The sequence below is a fragment of the Streptomyces sp. NPDC001933 genome, from assembly GCF_042890955.1.
Lineage (GTDB): Bacteria > Actinomycetota > Actinomycetes > Streptomycetales > Streptomycetaceae > Streptomyces.
In genome coordinates this window covers 1-15,108 of record NZ_JBIASS010000006.1, presented here as the reverse complement: position 1 = coordinate 15,108, position 15,108 = coordinate 1, and the positions used below count along the sequence as shown (strand labels likewise).

General features: G+C 68.3%; 18 protein-coding genes and 3 pseudogenes. 8 read left to right on the top strand and 13 right to left on the bottom strand.

What is annotated here, in order from left to right:
- The first annotated feature begins 191 nt into the window (after positions 1-191).
- The gene (locus tag ACFYY7_RS16415; protein WP_388662059.1) at positions 192-680 is read left to right on the top strand and encodes a DUF5994 family protein; all 489 of its coding nucleotides are present in this window, start codon (positions 192-194) and stop codon (positions 678-680) included.
- Between the two features lie 420 nt (positions 681-1,100).
- Here ACFYY7_RS16415 and ACFYY7_RS16410 read toward each other — a convergent pair whose 3' ends face one another.
- From ACFYY7_RS16410 to ACFYY7_RS16400, 3 genes are all read right to left on the bottom strand, one after another.
- Positions 1,101-1,772, bottom strand: a complete 672-nt coding sequence (locus ACFYY7_RS16410; RefSeq protein ID WP_376415954.1) for a nucleotidyl transferase AbiEii/AbiGii toxin family protein — start codon at positions 1,770-1,772, stop codon at positions 1,101-1,103.
- On the bottom strand, positions 1,769-2,116 hold the full coding sequence (locus tag ACFYY7_RS16405) for a transcriptional regulator (protein ID WP_388662065.1): 348 nt from the start codon (positions 2,114-2,116) through the stop codon (positions 1,769-1,771). The genes ACFYY7_RS16410 and ACFYY7_RS16405 overlap by 4 nt, the downstream gene beginning before the upstream one ends.
- Before the next feature lie 206 nt (positions 2,117-2,322).
- Complete coding sequence (locus tag ACFYY7_RS16400) at positions 2,323-2,529, bottom strand: hypothetical protein (protein WP_388662064.1); 207 nt, start codon at positions 2,527-2,529, stop codon at positions 2,323-2,325.
- Between the two features lie 714 nt (positions 2,530-3,243).
- On the opposite strand from ACFYY7_RS16400, the gene ACFYY7_RS16395 reads away from it, so the two are divergent.
- Positions 3,244-4,374 carry a site-2 protease family protein gene (locus ACFYY7_RS16395; protein WP_388662063.1) on the top strand — a complete coding sequence of 377 codons (1,131 nt, stop codon included), beginning with the start codon at positions 3,244-3,246 and terminating at the stop codon, positions 4,372-4,374.
- Positions 4,375-4,961: 587 nt separating this feature from the next.
- Here the strand turns inward: ACFYY7_RS16395 and ACFYY7_RS16390 are convergent.
- The 4 genes and pseudogenes from ACFYY7_RS16390 to ACFYY7_RS16375 all read right to left on the bottom strand — a co-directional run bounded on the left by ACFYY7_RS16390 (position 4,962) and on the right by ACFYY7_RS16375 (position 6,445).
- Positions 4,962-5,233: pseudogene (locus ACFYY7_RS16390) on the bottom strand (hypothetical protein).
- Positions 5,234-5,271: 38 nt separating this feature from the next.
- The gene (locus ACFYY7_RS16385) at positions 5,272-5,538 is read right to left on the bottom strand and encodes a hypothetical protein (RefSeq protein WP_388662062.1); all 267 of its coding nucleotides are present in this window, start codon (positions 5,536-5,538) and stop codon (positions 5,272-5,274) included.
- A gap of 102 nt (positions 5,539-5,640) precedes the next feature.
- Positions 5,641-5,862 (bottom strand): hypothetical protein, encoded by a 222-nt coding sequence (locus ACFYY7_RS16380; protein WP_388662061.1) that lies wholly within the window; start codon positions 5,860-5,862, stop codon positions 5,641-5,643.
- 4 nt (positions 5,863-5,866) lie between these two features.
- Positions 5,867-6,445 (bottom strand): DUF5994 family protein, encoded by a 579-nt coding sequence (locus ACFYY7_RS16375; RefSeq protein ID WP_388662060.1) that lies wholly within the window; start codon positions 6,443-6,445, stop codon positions 5,867-5,869.
- Between the two features lie 280 nt (positions 6,446-6,725).
- Between ACFYY7_RS16375 and ACFYY7_RS16370 the strand changes: the two genes are divergently transcribed.
- Positions 6,726-7,214: a DUF5994 family protein gene (locus ACFYY7_RS16370; RefSeq protein WP_388662059.1), complete on the top strand. Its 489-nt coding sequence runs from the start codon at positions 6,726-6,728 to the stop codon at positions 7,212-7,214.
- Between the two features lie 18 nt (positions 7,215-7,232).
- Here the strand turns inward: ACFYY7_RS16370 and ACFYY7_RS16365 are convergent, their stop codons facing one another.
- From ACFYY7_RS16365 to ACFYY7_RS16355, 3 genes are all read right to left on the bottom strand, one after another.
- Positions 7,233-8,432 (bottom strand): PP2C family protein-serine/threonine phosphatase, encoded by a 1,200-nt coding sequence (locus ACFYY7_RS16365; protein ID WP_388662058.1) that lies wholly within the window; start codon positions 8,430-8,432, stop codon positions 7,233-7,235.
- 587 nt (positions 8,433-9,019) lie between these two features.
- On the bottom strand, positions 9,020-9,421 hold the full coding sequence (locus tag ACFYY7_RS16360) for a PIN domain-containing protein (protein WP_388662056.1): 402 nt from the start codon (positions 9,419-9,421) through the stop codon (positions 9,020-9,022).
- Positions 9,418-9,666, bottom strand: coding sequence for a hypothetical protein (locus ACFYY7_RS16355; protein ID WP_388662054.1), 249 nt, complete (start codon positions 9,664-9,666; stop codon positions 9,418-9,420). The genes ACFYY7_RS16360 and ACFYY7_RS16355 overlap by 4 nt, the downstream gene beginning before the upstream one ends.
- Before the next feature lie 269 nt (positions 9,667-9,935).
- On the opposite strand from ACFYY7_RS16355, the pseudogene ACFYY7_RS16350 reads away from it, so the two are divergent.
- Positions 9,936-10,131 (top strand): annotated as a pseudogene (locus tag ACFYY7_RS16350) (flavoprotein); the annotation flags it as partial.
- A 225-nt stretch (positions 10,132-10,356) separates the two neighbouring features.
- Here ACFYY7_RS16350 and ACFYY7_RS16345 read toward each other — a convergent pair.
- Positions 10,357-10,728 carry a hypothetical protein gene (locus tag ACFYY7_RS16345; protein ID WP_388662053.1) on the bottom strand — a complete coding sequence of 124 codons (372 nt, stop codon included), beginning with the start codon at positions 10,726-10,728 and terminating at the stop codon, positions 10,357-10,359.
- A gap of 136 nt (positions 10,729-10,864) precedes the next feature.
- Between ACFYY7_RS16345 and ACFYY7_RS16340 the strand changes: the two genes are divergently transcribed.
- Together ACFYY7_RS16340 and ACFYY7_RS16335 are read left to right on the top strand one after the other, a co-directional pair.
- Complete coding sequence (locus tag ACFYY7_RS16340) at positions 10,865-11,488, top strand: hypothetical protein (RefSeq protein ID WP_388662655.1); 624 nt, start codon at positions 10,865-10,867, stop codon at positions 11,486-11,488.
- Between the two features lie 26 nt (positions 11,489-11,514).
- A complete protein-coding gene (locus ACFYY7_RS16335) occupies positions 11,515-12,138 on the top strand; it encodes a hypothetical protein (protein WP_388662052.1) in 624 nt (207 codons plus the stop codon).
- A 151-nt stretch (positions 12,139-12,289) separates the two neighbouring features.
- Here ACFYY7_RS16335 and ACFYY7_RS16330 read toward each other — a convergent pair whose 3' ends face one another.
- Together ACFYY7_RS16330 and ACFYY7_RS16325 are read right to left on the bottom strand one after the other, a co-directional pair.
- Complete coding sequence (locus tag ACFYY7_RS16330) at positions 12,290-12,808, bottom strand: hypothetical protein (protein WP_388662050.1); 519 nt, start codon at positions 12,806-12,808, stop codon at positions 12,290-12,292.
- A gap of 212 nt (positions 12,809-13,020) precedes the next feature.
- Complete coding sequence (locus ACFYY7_RS16325) at positions 13,021-13,314, bottom strand: hypothetical protein (protein ID WP_388662048.1); 294 nt, start codon at positions 13,312-13,314, stop codon at positions 13,021-13,023.
- Between ACFYY7_RS16325 and ACFYY7_RS16320 the strand changes: the two genes are divergently transcribed.
- Both ACFYY7_RS16320 and ACFYY7_RS16315 read left to right on the top strand, forming a co-directional pair.
- Entirely contained in the window at positions 13,195-13,551 is a 357-nt protein-coding gene (locus ACFYY7_RS16320; protein WP_388662653.1) for a hypothetical protein, read from the top strand. The genes ACFYY7_RS16325 and ACFYY7_RS16320 overlap by 120 nt on opposite strands.
- Before the next feature lie 508 nt (positions 13,552-14,059).
- A pseudogene (locus ACFYY7_RS16315) lies at positions 14,060-15,013 on the top strand (ISAzo13 family transposase); the annotation flags it as partial.
- Between the last annotated feature and the right edge of the window lie 95 nt (positions 15,014-15,108).

Genomic DNA, 15,108 nt, shown 5'->3' with positions numbered 1-15,108 from the left:
CCCGTCCCAGGGCCGCCGCGTACTCCGCCCAGTGGTCGGACGAACCGCTCTGACCAGGTGATTTCCCACCGGGCACGTCGTCCGGTCGACAGCCGCGGGCATGACCACCGGCACGCGGAGTACCGTGTGACCACGGCGGTGTCTCGTCGGCCGTGAGGTGTCGGCGGCCCCGCGCAGGCAGGCGGACCATCATGGCCGAATCCGACAGCCCGACCCCTCCCAAGCTCCTTCCGGACGAGATCCACCGAGCGGTGAATCCCGGCACGGCCCTGCTCCGGCTGCGGACGACGCACTCCCGCGAGGGAGTCCTCGACGGCGCGTGGTGGCCCCGCTCCCGGGACGTCGCGGCCGAGCTGCCCGCCCTGATCCAGGCGCTCACCACGCACCTCGGCCCCGTCACGCGGGTCGGCCTGGACGCGGACGCCTGGGAGGAGGTCCCGACTCGTGTCGTTGTCGACGACCGGGTCGTGCACCTGGACTCCTTCCCCGTCGGCGACGACACCGTCCTCATCACCCGTGGCGACAACGACCACTTCGCCCTCCTGGTGGTGCCCCCGGACACGACACCCGACGCGGCACGTGACGCCATGGCCCGTGCGGTCGACGCGGGTAACGTCACCCGGGCCGCCGAGATCCTCGTCGCCACGCTTCCCGAGCGGGTGACCCACCGCCAGGAGTAGGCGTGACACGTCCCTCCGTCATCCCGCCGCCCTTCGGGGATCTTCGGCATGCCGCTTTCTCCAGAGTTTCCTCATCTGTCTGGGCGGACCGAGACGGTGTCGCCCTTCGCCACCTTGCCCGTGCCTAGGGAGGTCTAGACAACGACGAAGCCCCAGATCACTGACCTGGGGCTTAGCGGAAGAGCGGGTGACGAGAATCGAACTCGCGCTCCGAGCTTGGGAATCAGCGGTTCTTGGACAGCCAAAGTGACTCTGGCCTGCATGTTTGGACGGGGCAGACGAGGTTGGTGTGGTCCCTGGGTGCCGTGCTTGACCGCTGTTGTCCGCCCCGAAGGGCACGGATGGGGCACGGCGGCCGAGGGGCGGCCAGCCCCTGTAGCGAACCGCATTCCTGTCGAACGGTCGGCATCCGTCAGGCCATCAGTCCTCGTGCGGGGCCTCAAGCTCGTGAAGCCGTTCCCCGATGTCGTCGGCCCAGGTCTGTGCCCACCGGCGCAGCCCGGCAATAGCCTGCGCGTCGAGTCCGTAGGCGGCGAATTCCGTGTCATCGATCCAGTCGGCTCCGCTCAGCCGCGCTTGAAGCTCGCTGAGGTCGAAGGCGTCGCGGGCATGGCGTCGGCCGAGCTCTTCGAGTTCGACGGGGCTCCAGCGGCTCGTGGCGGCCTGCACATCGATCAGGTCCCTGGCGAGTCCGCGGTCGGCCAAGGCGCGGACCTTGGTGCCGACGACATCTTCGAGGGACAGCACCAAGCCGTGTTCGGTGTGTACGGGTGGTCGCCAGAGTGCTTCCTTGAGGATGTCGACCTCGCACTCTTCGCGGCTGGCAGGGTCGGTGACGATCAGGCGTGCGGACAGTGGGTCTGTCTCCAGGGCTTCTACGTGCCATCCGCGCCGCTCCAGTCCGGTGCGCACGACGGTCGCGATGTCCTCCATGGGATCTGGGTTCTCGGTCGCGACATCGAGGTCCTGGCTGAGCCGGTCGACCAGGCCGTGTGCTTGGACCGCGTAGCCACCGGTGAGCACCAGAGGGTAATCACCGCCCACGGCGAGCACATCTGCAAGCAGGCGGCGGTGCAGTTCTGTGAGGTTCACGCAGCGGCCTGAACGCTGTGAGCCAGCTCGTCGAAGGAGCTCTCCCAGACCTCACGGACATCACGGCTGACCAGTGTGCGCAGTGTGGGCCACAGGCCGACGAGAAGGTCGCGATCGAGGTACTGGACCAGGTCGTCGTGCTGCCCCTCGGCCAGGACGATGCGGTAGTAGCTCATCCGCAGCCGGGGCTGATCGAGGTCGAACGTAGTGAGCCCCGACCATGCCAGGTGGAGCGGCAGGCGTACCGGGCCGTGCCGGGGACCGGCAAGCTCGGAGAGCGCTGCGGGCAGGCGCCGGGCGAACTTGGCACGACGGAGATCGGAAAGACGAGGCTGTGATGCCATACATCGATTATCCAGGAAGAGCCGACGATGAGCCGCTCGGTCCGCATCGATCCACCCCGCCACGACCACGGCAGAAACGAAAAAGCACGTGAAAACGGGCACGTGAACGTTCCTGCGGCCCGGTCTCCTTCGGCGTCGGGCGGGATGCGACAGAGCCCGGCCGGAGTGTTGCGTACCGGCCGGGCTCCGGGCGTGCGGTGCCCTGGTCAGAGCTCCTCGTCGTGCAGGTCCTCTTCGCGCAGCAGGTCGTCCTCGCGGCGGCGCGAGCTCTCCTTCTGCCCGGGCTTCCGTCCCTGTTCACGGGCCTGCCTGCCCGGTCGGGGCTGCGCGGGGTCTCCGGGGCGATGGTGTTCCTGCGCCTCGCGGCCCCGGCCCTTGCCCGGCTCCTGACGCTTGTCCTGCGTACCGTCCATGACGGCGCTCCTCATTGATGCGTGGGGGTACGGATTCCTCTCGGATCACGCTGCCACGCACAGCGAAGGTCCGCATGATGGCGACTGCGAAGCGAGGCACACGGATGACGCCCCGCCTGTCGGCCTCACAGCAGAGGGCGACTGACGGCAGCGACTCGGAATTTTGAGTAGCGTCCAGAACCAACCCGACGCGCCACGAGGGCACTTGTGGCACACGAGGGCACGCGGGCCCCGAGGGGTATGGACAGCAAACAAGCCTCAGGCATGTGACCTGGGGCTTTGCAGTGGAGCGGGTGACGAGGATCGAACTCGCGCTCTGAGCTTGGGAATCAACCAGCGCGTGATCGCCAGACATGTTCCTGAGCAGCGGAAACGCTGCACAGGTGTGTTGCCGGCCGACGGCCGGACGGTGCCCTGTGGTGACCGCTTTTTCCCCTACGAATGGCACGTAGTGGCACGCGGGGTGTGTCGGATCGGCTTGAGCCGTGCGTCTGGGTTCGGAGGGGACGAGGGGCGGCTGGCGTACCCGGATCCGGAATGGGTGGGCGGGCTTTTCGGGCAGTTCGCCGGTCAGCAAGCTCGTTCCGGGCCCTGGGCGACTGCGGGAGATTCCGAGAGCGACAATTGTGGGTGGGTGCCGTGCTGGTCGGTCCATGGAGTCGGGTCGCGAGGTCCTGTCCGGTGGACCGGGTGCCGAGCCGGCGGGAGACGACGATGAACGGCTCGGTCCGTGTCGGACAAGTTGTCGGGGTACCACTGCGGATGCACTGGAGCGTGCCGCTGCTGGTCGTTCTGTTCGCGTACGGTCTTGGCCGCCAGACCCTCCCCGCATGGACTCCAGGGCGCTCGGATGCGGTTTACACCTTCGCGAGTGCAGTGGGGGCCGTGCTGCTCATGGGCAGCCTCCTGCTCCACGAGACGGCACACGCTGCGATTGCCCGCAGGAAGAAGGTCGCGGTACAGGACGTGACGCTGTGGGCGCTGGGCGGGATGACCCGGATGGGGCGACCGCCGACGGCCGCGGTGGCTTTCGCAGTGGCGATCAGCGGGCCGCTCACCAGCCTGGCCATCGGAAGCGCCGCGCTCGGAGCGGGAATCGGGCTGCACGCGATGTCCGGCTGGGCGGTGCCCGCCGCCGTTCTGGTGTGGCTCGGCTGGGCGAACCTGTTCCTGGGCGCATTCAATCTCCTTCCCGCTGCTCCGCTCGACGGCGGAAGGGTGGTGCAGGCGCTGTTGTGGTGGCGTACCGGAGACCGGGAACGTGCGGATCGGGCGGCCTCCCGAAGCGGTCAGGTCGTGGGCGGGCTGCTGATGGCCTTCGGCTGGATCTCCTTCCTGCGCGGGGCGCCGGGCGGGCTGTGGCTCGTCTTCGTCGGTCTCTTCATCACGGTCGTCGCCGGCGCGGAACGGCAGCGCGCCGTGATCCACACAGCGCTGCGGGGCATCAAGGTCGCCGATGCCATGTCCAGCCCGGTGACCACCGGCGCCGACTGGCTGACCATCCGGCAATTCATCGACGAGGTGGCAGTGAACTCCCGCCATTCCGCCGTGCCGCTGCTCGATTTCGAAGGCCGTCCCAGCGGGATCGTTCAGATACGCAAGCTTGCCCGGATACCGGGAGCGCGCCGGGAGGCGTTGCGCGTGCGCGAGGCGGCGATCCCGCTGTCGCAGTGCGCGGTTGCCGCCCCGAGTGATCTTCTGAGTGAGGCTCTCGACAAGCTCCGCCCGGGTACTGGCATGTGCATTCTCGTCGTGGACGGGCACCATCTGGTGGGGATCGTCACCGCGAAGGACATTTCACGGCTGACCCGGCAGCACGCGCTGGGGGGCCGAGGGACAGACTGAGCCCTGCGCGACCTCGTAGCGGAAGCCCGCTCCGATTGTCAGGGCCGTCCGTGCCGGAAGTGCACGAACCAGTTCTGGGCTGCAGTCCGGCAGGGCGAAACCATCTGAACGGAACACTCTGCGCCGCTGCCGACGCGCACGTCTACGCGTACGGGACCGCCGCACAGGACGCGGTCGGCGGGGTCCGCATCGATGTGGGCCCAGGTCGGCCGGCCTCCGTGAGAGGGGCGTCCCGGACCGTGCCCGCCTCCTGACCCCGGGGCTCCTGGACGCCTTCGCCCCGGAGGGGACCGATCCGCCGGCTGCGAGGCGGCCACATGGCGTCGGGCGCGTGGGCCTTATGGCGACCGTCGTCGCAACGGCCCCAGCGCATTCACTCCGCCAGGGCCGCCCTTCCGGATCGTCACACGTGAGAGTGCTCGATCCACGTTTAATTGTACGACTGCGGGCCGGACGGACCGGGAGGGGAGAGCGGGCCATCGGGCAGGCCCCGTCCCCCTCGTTCGTGTGCGCGCAGGGGGCCGTGCAGGTCGTACGTGCCGGGCTGAGCGGTGGACGGCTCGTACGACCTGCACGGACAGTCCGGCTCAGTCGCGTTCTTCTTCTTCGGCCTCCATGCGGCGGATTCCCTGGTGGGTCAGGGAGACCATCGCGGGTGTGTTGCCCGGTTCCCAGTCGACAGTGATCAGGCCCTCGCCGGTGAGGTAGGTGCAGGCGGCGGCCAGGTCTTCCTCCGGGATGCGCAGGTCGTTCCGCAGCTTCCGCCCAGGGACTCCGAGGAGACGGTTGCCTTCGGTGGCTTCGTGGAAGGCGGTCGGACCCGCTCGCGGTAGATCTGCCGCTCGCGGAGGGTCGCCATGATCGAGTCCTTTCGTGCATGCGAAGGTCCGGTGCTCCTCAGACTTCGTCGCCGTGGGCGCCGGTGTGCGCGGACGGCCTGCTGGTGGTGAGCCAGGAGAGGGCAGGTCCTGCGGCGGATTCGGTGTCCACGGTGAGATGGAGCCGGGTGCCGCCTGCGGCGGCGGGGTAGCTGCGCTGTTCCGTTCCGGCGAAGCAGCGGCGGATTACTTCGGCGACCGCGCGGGCGGCTTCGGGAGTTGCGGCGACGATCCGGATCTCGGCGTGTCCTGCCTGCGGCAGGGGCTCCTTCTCGACGGGGTACAAGGCGGTGTGTTCCGTTCGGGGCGAAGCGAGAGGCCGACGGGTGGGTCGTCCCGGGTGCCGGGCGCCCCACCCGCGGCCTTCGGTCGGAGGAGTGGTCTGAGGTCAGGGCCGGATGCCCGTGAGCCTGCGGCTGGAGGCCTGCCCTGTCGAGCTGTGGTGGCTGTGCCCGTGGCTGTGGCCGGGTGGCCGACTGAGGGCCGGGAAGGGATCGCTGAAGTGGTAGACCGCGATGCGTGCGTCGTGCTGGGCGTTGAGCCGGTGGATCAGGAGCATGCCGAGCGCGATCAGGAGGACGCCTGCCGCGAGCGTGATCAGGGTCTCCATGTCGTCATCTCCGCGTGTTCCCCGGCAGGGGAATCATCCGCGCGCCGACGACCGGGTGCCGGAGAGGCAGCAGGGCGGACCCGCCATCGGTCTCCCAAGCCTCCTGGCTGCTTCGGGCGTCCCGCATACGGCGGCCGGTCGCGGCTTCGTCGGACATCAGCACACCGGCGGTGAGGACGCTGCCGGGGACGGCGGCGGCGCTCATCAGCCGGGCGGCTGCGGCGGGCTCGGTCTCGGGTGGGACCACCAGCAGGTCGCAGCGGCCTGCGGTGCAGGAGAGCAGGATCATCTTGTCGGGATCCTGTTCGGTGAACCAGCCCACGTGCACGATGTGCCCGGTGACGGGAACCTTGTGCGGGACGACGGGCCAGCGGGTTGGATTCACCATGGCCCGCGTGATGCGTCCCCAGCGCCCTTCCAGCGCTTCGACCAGAGACGGAAGCTCGGTGGGCAGGTCCCGCGAGTAGGGCCACCAGGCACCGTCCAACTGGCCGGCGAGAGTGGTCTTCGGCGTCAGGGAAATCCGCGTCGGGAGCGGGGGCACAAGCGCCCGTGCCACTCCGCGTTCGACGGTCGTGGTCATGATGCGGACCCGTCTCCGGGCCGCCCTGCAGGGCGGCCCAGTGTCTTGATCGCCGGAAACGACGTCCGCGTGGGAGCGGGTGTACGAGGTACTCCCGGTGCTGTCAGCGTACTCCGCCCAGCGGTCGGACGAACCGCTCTGACCAGGTGATTTCCCACCGGGCACGTCGTCCGGCCGACAGCCGCGGGCATGACCACCGGCACGCGGAGTACCGTGTGACCACGGCGGTGTCTCGTCGGCCGTGAGGTGTCGGCGGCCCCGCGCAGGCAGGCGGACCATCATGGCCGAATCCGACAGCCCGACCCCTCCCAAGCTCCTTCCGGACGAGATCCACCGAGCGGTGAATCCCGGCACGGCCCTGCTCCGGCTGCGGACGACGCACTCCCGCGAGGGAGTCCTCGACGGCGCGTGGTGGCCCCGCTCCCGGGACGTCGCGGCCGAGCTGCCCGCCCTGATCCAGGCGCTCACCACGCACCTCGGCCCCGTCACGCGGGTCGGCCTGGACGCGGACGCCTGGGAGGAGGTCCCGACTCGTGTCGTTGTCGACGACCGGGTCGTGCACCTGGACTCCTTCCCCGTCGGCGACGACACCGTCCTCATCACCCGTGGCGACAACGACCACTTCGCCCTCCTGGTGGTGCCCCCGGACACGACACCCGACGCGGCACGTGACGCCATGGCCCGTGCGGTCGACGCGGGTAACGTCACCCGGGCCGCCGAGATCCTCGTCGCCACGCTTCCCGAGCGGGTGACCCACCGCCAGGAGTAGGCGTGACACGTCCCTCCGTCATCCTCGCCACTCGACCAGGGCGAGCGTGGCATCGTCCGAAGTGGCGTTGCCGCGTGCCCGCTTGAGGGTGTGGGAGAGATCCCGTGCCACCGCGCGGACCTGCCGTTCCGCCTTCTCCAGTTGGTTCACCCAGTCGATCAGCTGGTCCTCGCCGAACTCTTCCTGTCCGCTCTCGTGTTCCTCGATCAGCCCGTCGGTGAAGCAGAGGACGCGATCTCCCGGTTCGAGCGTCACTTCGCTGACCTGCGGCTGTGCTCCTCCGAAGCCGACGGGCAGGGTCGTGGGGCTGTCCAGGCGGCCTACGACGCGGTGCCGGCGGATCAGTATGGGGGCGGGATGCCCGGCGTTGACCCACTGGAGGCGGCCGGTGTTCGTGTCCAGCCGCATCATCTGCGCGGTCACGAAGTGGTCGGGCGCGAACTGCTCGGCCACGGCCCGGTCCATGAAGAGGTAGATCTCGGACAGTCCGACGCTGATCCGGCGGGCGTGCCGGTACGCACCGATGGCCACCGTGGCCATCGTGGCCGCGTCCAGACCGTGACCCATGGCGTCGATCATGGCGAGGTGGAAGGTGTCCCTGTTCAGGGCGTAGTCGAAGCTGTCGCCCGCCACGTCGTAAGCGGGCTCCAGAACGCCGGCGATGGTGACGCGCGGCGTCACCATCGACAGAGGCGGCAGCAGCGACCACTGGATCTCGGCGGCGACACTCATCGGTTCGCTGCGGCGGGTGCGGGAGAAGAGATCGGTGTGGCCGTTCTTGGTCTGCATCATGTCGGCGATCAGACCGGCGATCCTGCGCAGGAGGCGGCGGTCGTCGTCATCGACGGCGTCGAGCGTGACAGCCAGGACACCCGACGGGTCGCCCTCGTCCGGCAACGGCAGCAGGACCCGTACGCCGTCGGGCAGCGCGAGTTCGACCGGGCGCGAGGTGAGGAAACACCGCCCGGCCTCGGAGCCGTCGATGGACTGCGGTTCGCCGCCCGCCAGCCCCTCGCCCGGCAGGGGGACCAGCCTCTGCTGCCCGTAGTCCTGGAGCAGGATCTGCGGATCCCGTCCCCCCAGCCGCGCCACCGTGTTGGCCAGGATCGGCCCGACCAGATGGGGCGGCAACTCGTGGGCCCGGTCCAGGAGCCCGCCCAGCAGCCCCTCTCCGAAGCTCTCCGAGTGATCCGGATCCCTGGGCGATCCGACTGTCATCCCGTTCCCTTCCGCAGGGCGACGGAGGAGCCGTTCAGCGCCTGCGCCGCGGCCCGGCGGGCACGGGAGCCAGGCCCGTTACCGGCGATCTCGCCACCAGGATGCGCCTCGGAGACAGGACGCGCCACACGGGTGCCGCCGGAGGCCGCTCCCACGCCGCATGCCACCGGCGCCGAGTGCGCCGGACGAAGCGGAACGAGGTCCTTGCCTGTCGGGCATCGACATCTGGGAGGTCAAGACGATGAAGAGGGACCAGCTAGCCGCCCCCCGATGTGGCATCAATGGCACGCGAATGGCGCGCGGGCCCCGAGAGGTCCAGACAACAAACAGGCCCTGGTCGCCGACCAGGGCCTTCATCATGGAGCGGGTGACGAGAATCGAACTCGCGCTCTGAGCTTGGGAATCAACGGTTCTTGAACGGCCGTATTGGCTCTGACCTGCATGTTTGGTCGAGACGTGCGAGGTTGGAGTGGTCTCCGGGCGCCGTACATGACCGCTGTTGTCCGCTCCGCTGGGCACGGATGGGGCACGGGTGGCGGCAGTGCAACAGAACCTGCCGAGGTGCATGCTCCGGGTGGGCTGGAGGGTCAGAGAGGGATGATGCGGACCTGGCTGCCGCAGAGCTTGGCCATGTCGTCGCTGTCGGACGTCAGCAGGGCGACGGGTTTCGGCTGGCGGAGCGCTACCTCGGCGACCGTTGCGTCGATGGCGTACTTGTGTCCGTGCAGCCCGGCGCCTTTGAGGAGCTCCGCTGCCGCTTTGGCTGCTCGCTCGGTGACCGGTTCTACCTTGATACGGGACAAGGCCCAGTTCAGGCGGGGGATATTGGTACGGGAATGGCTGACTTCCACGATGGTGTTCGCCCCGATCACGAGGTCAGCTCCCATGTCGTGGAAGACCTGCAACATCGCGAGGAACTTGCGATCCTGCGTGAGCCAGGCGGAGAGTCCTTCCGAGTCCAGGACAACGGTTTCGATGCGCTCGCTCACGCGGCGTCCGCGCCCTTGGAGGAACCGACGGCGCCAAAGATCTTCGCGTGGGCCTCGGCGAGCTCCTCGTCGCTGAAGTCTCCATGCTCTTCCTCGTGCCGGCGAAGGTCGTCGCCCAGAAGCTGGTGCCGGATCTGGCGGGCCACGGCTTCCGCTACATAGCCGGAGACGTTGTCCGTGAGCTTGCGGAGCTCCGCCACCTGATCGCTGGGGAGCGTGACGGTGATGCGAGTCGTTGAGGACATGTAGCAAGCGTACTGGAGTATGCGCGCAAGGGCTTGCGTATTGCTGCCCTATCGCCACTCTCGGTGACACTGGCCGCACAATGTGGACGGGGCGTCACACGTTGCGACGTTGCCTCCCCTCTTCGGCCTCGACGAGCGGTGCGACCTGTAGGAACCGTGGCGGCCTCTCCGTCGACAGGCAAGGCGCGCGCTTCGTGTGCCAAGGGGGATGGCGCATGGTTGGGGTCATCGGCGTGGATCTCGATAGGGTGCGTGATCACCAATACGGCCTCGGCACCCCGACCGCCGCCCTGCTGTACGTGAACTCAGCCCAGGCCGCCCCGCGTACGCCGAGAGTCTGCGGAAGCTGCGCGCGATGGGCATCCTGATCGGCTCCTACGAACCCCACCGGCCCAAGGCAGCGGCGGAGCGCACCGCTTCCACTGGGAGGAAGCCCTCGGCCTGCTCACTCTCAAGCACCCGTGATTCCCAAGCTCAGAGCGCGAGTTCGATTCTCGTCACCCGCTCCATCAGCAGAAAACCCCAGGCCAGCAGTCTGGGGCTTCTTTGTTGTTCAGTGACACGGATCCCGGGGGTGGCTCTGACCTACAAGGTTGTCCGGAGTGGGGTAGTTGTCTGTACCCCCTGGGAGCCGTACGTGACCGCTGTTCTCCGCTCCGAAGGGCATGGATGGGGCACATCGACGGCAGGTCATCGACCTGAGGTTTCTTGCCGGAGCGGGTGACAGCACGCGGAGGCCGCCCGTGGTGCAGACGCTGCGGTGGCGCAGGCGTCAGGCCCAGAAGGCTTGGTGACGACGATCTGTGGGTCGGCGTGGCGGCGCATGAAGGTGTAGATGGGCCAGCCGCGTCCGCCGGCCAGGTCGACGTTGTGGGGGCCGCCCGGGCTCGTGGAGGACAGCGGTCGGACGGTCATCCAGTGCGGGAGCGAGGCATCGGCTTCGATTCCCCGGAAGTACGGGTCTTCAGCAGTGACCAGTTCCGCGCGGGCACTCATGACCAGGTCGCTGCCTTCGGCGGGCATGCTCTGAAAGTCGTGCTGCGCCTGCTTCGTCCAGCCCATTCACGGTACAGTCCCTCGCCTGCCCGGAGCGCACCGCGAAACTGCCCAGGTAGCGGGCCCGCTCCGAGTCCGATGCCGCAGCTGAAAGCCTGTGGCGGTGTAGCAGTGGGTCCGGCATCATCCCCATGTGATTGTGATGCACCCCGTTCTGGAGATCTCCGCTGCCGACGACTTCGCGCTCTGGCCGGTTGGCGAGCACGAGTCATATGGCTACCTCGTGCTGAACGGGGAGCTCACTCCGGCGGAGGTAGGCACGGCGGTTATGCGGATCGCCGACTGCAACGACTTCGAGCCGGAGGTGGAGCATGGGCCGTGCCCGACCGACCCGCTCGGCACATTCCTGCACGGGCTGCTCACCATGCCTGACCTGTTCGCCGCCGGCGGGTTCCGGGTGACCGACACCACCACCGACACCGTCTTCGTCGAGCCGGGCTGCTGCAACGGCCTGGAGACCTGGCGGGACTGGCTGGACGTGCTCGACGACACCGGCTGCGCCTACTTCGGCCACGATCCGTCCTCGGTGGCCGAACGCGTCGGCGACAGTGTCCGGCTAACGCTCGACGCCCATGGGACGGACGGCAGCCCGGTGATCGAGCTGTCGGTAGACCAGGTACGCAGGCTCGTCGCGGGCGCCCAGCAGGATTTGCAGGACTTCCTCAGCCTTGCCGGAACCTGGGCTGAACAACACCTGCCAGCACACGCTGCCGCCGTCACTGCCGCCCTGGCACGGGCACTGGACGACCTGGCGCCCACACAATGACCAGCTTCCTGACCCACCGAGCGCACGTGCACGACGCCCGTCTCCCCCTCTGCCGCCGGCACAGCGCGCTGCGGACCTGCATCACCCTCTTTGCTCCGCACGGCTTCCGGGCGACGTACCACCACCTCACGCTCAGCGCCGCGATCCCCCGCCGGCTGGAGGCGGACCCGGACGCGCTGGTGCGCGCGGTGGAGGAACTGCATGAGGCGCGGGTGCTGTGGCTCGCGCGGGCGGAGGAGTACGCCGCGCAACGCCGGGCGGAGAAGCGGGCGGGGCGGCGGGCTGTAGTGAATCCGCGACCGTGGTGGCTGCGGAGCTGGTGGGAGGGCCCGAACCGCGCCTGGTACGAAGCCCCGTTTCGCCATCCGTCGCTGCGGCTGCCCGAGTACGTCCGGCGACAGAACGCAATTCTGGACGGCGCCGATCTCCCCGGCTGCCCCGCCTGCGGGAACGAGAGACCGCCGGTGTCGAACTCGACCGGGCACGGCTGGGTGGATCTGTGCCGTGGGTGCGCGTGGGTGCTGGCGCCATGTCCGTGCGGGCAGCGGCACCGGTTCGTCCCGGAGACGCCGTTCAACTGGAAAGGGATCTGGCAGCGGGCGCACATGAGCGATGACGGCATGCCGAACCCGCATTGGCCTGCGGGCTAGCCGGTTGGATGCGGCACGGGGGGCTTGAGTGTGGCTGATCAGCTGGGTGGCGCGCGCTCTTCAGATCGTTGCCCGCCGCGCAGGTGCTCGTTGCCCGGCGCTCCTCGTAGCGAAGAGATATCGCGGACGCTGCCGAGAGGTCGCCGGCTGGTCACCACACGTCGATGGACCAGACGTCGCCCCTCTGATGTCCGTCTGGATCTGGGTCGCCTGACCCGTACGGGGCAGGGTCGGCGACGACGTGGATGCGGGCGGCGGACGCGGATACGCGGTAGCAGGCCATGTCACTCGACGTGTTGTGCTTGTCGAGTTCGATCGTGTGGCCCAGGGCCAGGATGGCGGTCTGTAGTTCCTTGAAGGGGACTCTGGGTGCGAATTCCCCGTATTCCCGCGAGACCGGGGACGGCACGGTGCTCGGGGACTGGTCGTACAGCAGTCGTTGGATCTTCACGCCGAAGCCGAAGCACGACATCTGCCCTTGCCGCCCTGGCTGGTCCGGCGAGAAGTTGATCTCCACGAGTCCGTAGTCCCGCCGCAGCAGGCCCCCACCGGGAACATCGAGGCATGTCACCCCCAGGGCGGCCTCCCAGGCTTCCGGGTCGGCACCGAGGCCAACTCCCAGGACCTCACCGCAAACGGCGACGTGAGCGCAGAAGTCCAAAGCGGGCATTCGCCAACTCCCTCAACTATCGGGACAGGACACCACTTGCTGATCTCCGCACAGGACAGGCGGATCAGCCCCCAGTATTCGGTGATCGTACAGAGCAGCCAGTCATGGCAGTCGCCGGGTGAGTTCGTCGCCGTCGTCGAAGTCGAAGTCCCAGGCGGGACGTGTCTTTCAGAACAGCCGTGGTCTTCCCTCCTGGCAGAACCGGGTTTCGCTCACCATGTCCCGTCAGCTAATCCGGAACCCGCGCGTGGGACCGCCGCAGCCATCAGCTGGCATGCAGGTTCCGGCTTACCAACGTTCAGGATTTCGGGAGCCCGCGCGCTTCCGGCCTCGACGACTTCAAGAACCTCAACGACACCCACGGCCACGCCGCCGGGGACGTCGCCCTGGCCGTCAACGCCGAACGCCTCGCCGCCTGGTGCGGCCGTCACGGCATCGCCGGACGCCTCTGCGGAGACGAGTTCGTCGCCATCGCCCACCGGGCCCCGGACCTCGACAGCATCCACCGCGCCGACCTTGAGTGGCGGCAGGAGGGCGCGAGCGGCGGGTCGACCTGGGGCGCACCGTCCGCGAGAAGGCCGAGGGGAAGCCTTCTGGTGCGGATCTGGTGCGGGACCCTTGAACTGGTCCAGGCAACAAAGAAGCCCCCGGCCACTGGCCTGGGGCTTTTTCATGGAGCGGGTGACGAGAATCGAACTCGCGCTCTGAGCTTGGGAATCACCCAGTACTTGAGGGACAGGTAGCCGCTGACCTGCGAGAACGCCATCGAGCGGCGGTTCCCGCTGGCTCCGATGAACGCTGCTACTGACCGCTGTTCACCGCCTTCACTGGCACGTTGTGGCACGCCCGGGGTGGAGTTCGGCTGCGGGGGAAACAGATGGCGTCGCCGAGGGCTGTCACCACAGCTGCGAGGGAGAGGTTGAGCAGGGGATGCGCCCCTGGTGCCGCGGTGGGTTTCAGGCCGGGCGGAGCCCGTGGGCAGGGCGGTCGCATCGAGGGTGGGGCGGCGGAGACCTCAAGGAGCCGATCGTCGACGTGGTATGCACCCCGGGCGATCGGCTCCTCTTCGCTGCCGCCAGGGTTCGAAGGAGCGTTGCTAGGCTGACGCAGGTGCTTCAACTAACCGGTGCAGGAGCGGCGTTGACGATGACGGAATCGGGGATGCGATGAGCGGCGCAGGAGGGCATCCACGACTTAGGGCTTGCCGGGAAACAAGTCGTGGCTTCCAGCTGTGGGGCTCGTTGTTCTGGTATGGGGAGACCGGAGGGGATCGAGAGTGTCCTGGCGGCGAAGTTCCAGGCGTTGTTGCCGCATCTGGACGAGCGTCAGCGTCGGCTGGCCATAGGGGCGGAAGCGCTGTCGCTGGGGCATGGTGGGATCAGGCTCGTCGCTGCCGCGGCCGGGGCTCGGGAGGGCACGGTCTCGCGCGGAGTGGCTGAACTGGAGTCTGGCCAGGTTCTGGTGGGGCGGGTCCGTCGTTCTGGTGGGGGTCGAAAGAGGGCTGTGGACCTTGATCCGGGGCTGCGGCAGGCACTGCTTGCGTTGGTCGAGCCCGACGAGCGGGGCGATCCGATGTCGCCGCTGCGCTGGACAACGAAGTCGACCCGGAAGCTGGCAGCGGCGCTGACCCGGCAGGGCCACCAGGTCTCTGCCGACACGGTCGCCGGCCTGCTGAGGGAGGAAGGCTTCAGCCTTCAGGCCAACGCCAAGACCATCGAGGGTACTCAGCACCCCGACAGGGACGCCCAGTTCCGCTACCTCAACGAGCAGGCACGAGACCACAGGGACTCCGGTGACCCGGTGATCAGCGTGGACAGCAAGAAGAAGGAGCTGATCGGCGACTACAAAAACGCCGGACACGAATGGCAGCCCGCAGGGCAGCCTGTGAGAGTCAAGACGCACGACTTCCCCGGCCAGACCAAGAAGGCAATTCCGTACGGAATCTATGACACGGCGGCGAACACCGGCTGGGTCAGCATCGGCACCGATCACGACACCGCGGCGTTCGCCGTCGCCTCGATCCGGCACTGGTGGCAGGCCCGCGGCCGGCACGACTACCCCCGCGCCCGCCGACTGCTGATCACCGCCGACGGCGGGGGATCCAACGGCTACCGCACCCGCGGCTGGAAGACCCAGCTCGCCAACCTCGCTGCCGAGACCAGCCTTGAGATCACGGTGTGTCACCTTCCACCCGGCACCTCGAAGGTCGGGTAGCCGGAGGGATTCGCACCCTCCGGCTCCCACAGATCCGTACGTGACGATCTCTCGTCATACGGCTCTTGTCGTCCTGATCACCAGGC